This is a genomic window from Kocuria sp. ZOR0020 (assembly GCF_000800955.1).
In the GTDB taxonomy this organism is placed as follows: Bacteria; Actinomycetota; Actinomycetes; order Actinomycetales; family Micrococcaceae; genus Kocuria; species Kocuria subflava.
The window spans coordinates 1-3,927 of record NZ_JROX01000440.1; the positions used below are offsets into that span (position 1 = coordinate 1).

Here is a 3,927-nt window from a genome sequence, read left to right on the forward strand (position 1 = left end):
GGTCACTTCATGGTGGTGGCCCGCCGCAGTCCGAGCCCCACCTGGTCGTGGACGGTGAGTTCTTGTTCAACCGGTTGGATCACGTTGTGGTCAGCGGCCACAGCAATTTGCTCCCGTAGGCGTTTGGCCACTCGCCTGGCCCGCCACCGTCCTCCACACCGGGCAAAGACTGCGCTGAGAAGCCCCAGAACCAACCCGAGAACAAGACCCGTGACCACCAACAACGTGGGAACGGGAACGCCCGTGCCCTCCACCTCAGGGGTGTCCGGAACCGGGATCTGCAAGTACTGCAAGGCGAACAGTCCCGTCAGCCACACCAGCCCCACCACCGCGGTCAGCAGAGCCAACCACTGGATCACGTCCAGCGGAAGCCACCACCAGGAACGGGCACCACGGCGCAGGTCCGTGTGAGCCAGGGCCTGGTCCAGCGCATCAGGCAGATCTTCATGGCGGGAGCGCGCTGCTTCCCGGATGGAGCGTTCCCACACCGGGGTGGCCCCTTCAGAGACTTCATCGGCAAATCGCCGTACTGCGGTGTCTGCAGAGGCCCGCTGGGCAGGAGACATGGGCGGCAGCGACGAACGATGCAGGGAGGGATCCTTGGCGTCGTCGTTGATGTCCTGCAGGTGCAGGCGACGCAAAGGGTCCTTGCGGAAGCCACTGACCCAACGCACCGGCAACCATCCGGTGCGCTTGCCGGCGTTGAGCACGTAGGAGCGCCGGGCGGCCTGGGCGATGCCGTCTGCGTTGGCAGCGCGCACCAATCCTTCCGTGAGTTCTTCGCGGGCAAACGGAGTCACCCCGGCAGGCTGACCCACACCGTGGGATTCCTGCAGGGCTTCCACCGCACCTTCCAGATCAGCCGAAAGCCGTGCGGCGGCAGCCTCCTTGCCCTCCACCACCTCGGCGATCCGTGCCCTCACTGAGCCGATCCCCATGCCGGTGGCGGCAGAGGTTGCCACCGGTGCTGATCTCCCCGTGGCATCCAGGCCGTCACGGCGCAGCAGATCGGACAGGGAGGCCAGAACACTACGGATTTGGTCATTGGGCAGGCGATCAGCTTGGTTGAGCACCACCAGCGTGACAGCGGCATGGCGTGACAGGGGCGCAATGAATTCGTCGTGCAACACGGCATCGGCGTATTTCTGCGGGTCCACCACCCACACCACCACGTCCACCATCCCCACCAGGCGGTGGGCGATCTCGCGGTGTTCGCGGGCCACGGAGTCCACGTCCGGCAGGTCCAGCAGCACCAGACCCTGCGGCACCTCAGTCCAGAGACCAGCCACCCCGGCCGACCACGGTGACTCGTCTGCCTCGTCCAGGATGTAGCGGGATTCGACCCCCAACCAGTCCAACAGGGGCTCGGCCCCGTGGGGGGAACCCAGGACGGCCAAGGGGGATGTGGTGGTGGGGCGGCGAACAGCGGCATCGGCCACCGGTCGCCCCACCACGGCGTTGAGCAGGGAGGACTTGCCGGAACCGGTGGCACCGAAGAACCCCACCACCGTGTGATCTGCAGAGAGAGAACGCCTGGTCACGGCGCGTTCCAGGACGGCGTCAGCGCGCTCGACGGCGTGATCGTCCAGGCGGCCTCGGCCGGCCTCAACAGCTTCTTGGAGCCCTTCCAGGCGTTGGTCAATGTTGAAGGTCTGTACCTTCTTGCGGCCCAGTTTGATCACAGCTGCTCCCCCGTGCTCTGCACGCGCTGGGCTGCATCGCGGATGGCCCCGGACTTGGGGTCATCCACCACGTCGAGACGTTCCAACCAGGGCTGTTCAAGGGACTGCACCAGCTCCCGCAGCCTGACTTCCAGGTCCTTGCGGGCCTTCTCCGCCAGGCGGCGCACGCCGTCCTCACCGAACACGGCCTCCAGCAGCTTGGTGCCCACCACACCGGAGGCACCGGCAATGCCGATCTCCGCACCGGTGAGTCCTGCGGACATGGAGAACACGGTGATCATCAGGGCCACGGTGACCACGTTGAGCCCGATGGAGAGCACCCTGGCCTGGGTGCGCTTGCCTGCACCTTCACGCTGGATCAGCTCCATGACATCGCCCTGCCAGGCGCGGATCACAGCGGCACAGCGGTCCGGGACGTCACGGGGCAGTTTGCCCAGGTCGTCGTCGCCCAGCAGTGCCCGCCCGGCGCGCTCAGATCGCCAACGCCGCTGGGAGTTCTCCCCCGCCTTGGCCAGTTCTTCCACGATCACCGCTTGCAGCCCCGATTCCAGGGCCTGTTCCACTTGGACTTCAGGGGCCGGTTTGCCTTTGACGGCCGAGCTCAGACGGTCCCGCAGCCGACCGATCCTGGCCTCCACGGACCGGAAGAACTCACCGGTGCCCACAAAGTCCTGCCAGCGGGAGAGCACCTCGTCACGCAGCAATGAGCCGTCCTTGGTGGAGGCGATGATCTCCTGCAGGGCCCGCTCGTGGGCTTCCACCACGTCCGTGCGCAGTTGAGTGGTGACGGTTTCCTGGGTTGCCACGTCTTCTGAGATTTCCTGGCCGCGTTCGGCCACTTGCCGCAGCGCTCCACCCACGGTTCGCCTGGCGACCTCAGCACGCGCCATGGAGTCCGCGGCCAGGTCGGCCAACCAGGAATGCAGTCCGTCCACCAGCCCTGCCGGAAGCATGCCTGCCGCGTTCAGCGGAGCCTCCGGGATCACAAAAATGGGTGCCTGACCCAGCCCGTGCTCGGTGAGCATCCGTTCCAGGTCCGGTTCGATTTCCTGGGCCACCCCCTGGGGCACCCGGTCCAGAACGACGGCGACCGTGATGTCACGTCGGCCGGCTTCCACCAACAGTTCCCACGGAACGGCGTCGGCGTAACGGTTGGCCGTGGTGGTGAACAACCACAGGTCCGCTGCAGCCAACAGCTGATTGGCCAGTTTGCGGTTCTCTTCCGAGATGGAGTCGATGTCCGGGGCATCCAGCAGTGCCACGCCACGGTTGATGCCCTCATCAGCCAACAGCACCAGGCTGTGCGTGGGTTCATCCACGTGTTCAGAGGCCGCGGGGGCATCCAATGTGGAGCGCGCGGACTGGGGTGAAGTTGATGCCAACTGCCCACGGACCCGTGCCAAGTGGGGCAGGACCCGGGTGCCTTCAAAGGCGTTGCCGTCCAAGGGGTGATGGATCAGCATGGGCTGACGCGTGGTGGGTCTCACCGCACCTGCTCGAGTCACAGGGCGTCCCACCAAGGCGTTGACCAGCGTCGACTTGCCGGCACCCGTGGAACCACCCACCACGGCCAGCAGCGGTGCGTCCAAGGACTTCACACGCGGCAGCACGTAGTCCTCGATTTGCGCCAGCGTTCGTCGCACGGACTCCCGGGCTGACTCCGCCCCTGGCGTTTCCAGTGGCAGCTCGGTGTCAGCCAGCAGATCTCGCAGATCCTCCACAGCCACAGCGGTGGCCTCCGCGCCACCGCCGGCCGGCTTGCGGGCAGCATCTGCCTTGCTTCGACCGGACCTGTCTAGATCAGACCTGGCCCGGTCGGATGGGACTGCACCGGAGGACACTTCACCAGAAGGAACTGGGTCAGACGGCATCGATCCATCCGGCAACGCGCTGGGGAGCTGACCCCACGGCAGGTGCCGCGTGGCCTCAGTGGAGAAGTTCTCGGCCGAATCCGCGGTTCGGTGGGAGCCCTGCGGGTTCAGCTCATGATCAGATGTGCTCACAGGGTTCATCATGCCCCATCTCTGGATCAGGTGTGGGAGCGCGGAACTCACTGATCCCAGCGAGATCACCACTAAACGGTGAAATCACCGGCAACGGGGTGTCATCTCATCAACAGCCGGTGATCTCACGCGTTGACCCGCGTGGACACAGCAAAAGCCCCGGACATCAGATGATGTCCGGGGCTTTTGCTCGGTGGTGACCCCAACCGGATTCGAACCGGTGTTGCCGCCGTGAGAGGGCG

At 65.7% G+C, this 3,927-nt stretch carries 2 protein-coding genes; both read right to left on the bottom strand.

Going from position 1 to position 3,927, the window contains the following annotated elements:
• Window positions 1-2 precede the first annotated feature (2 nt).
• Window positions 3-1,682, bottom strand: a complete 1,680-nt coding sequence (locus tag L979_RS14100; protein WP_231559564.1) for a GTPase — start codon at window positions 1,680-1,682, stop codon at window positions 3-5.
• Entirely contained in the window at window positions 1,679-3,685 is a 2,007-nt protein-coding gene (locus tag L979_RS14105) for a GTPase domain-containing protein (protein ID WP_231559565.1), read from the bottom strand. Before L979_RS14105 ends, L979_RS14100 begins: the two co-directional genes overlap by 4 nt.
• Window positions 3,686-3,927: the final 242 nt, after the last annotated feature.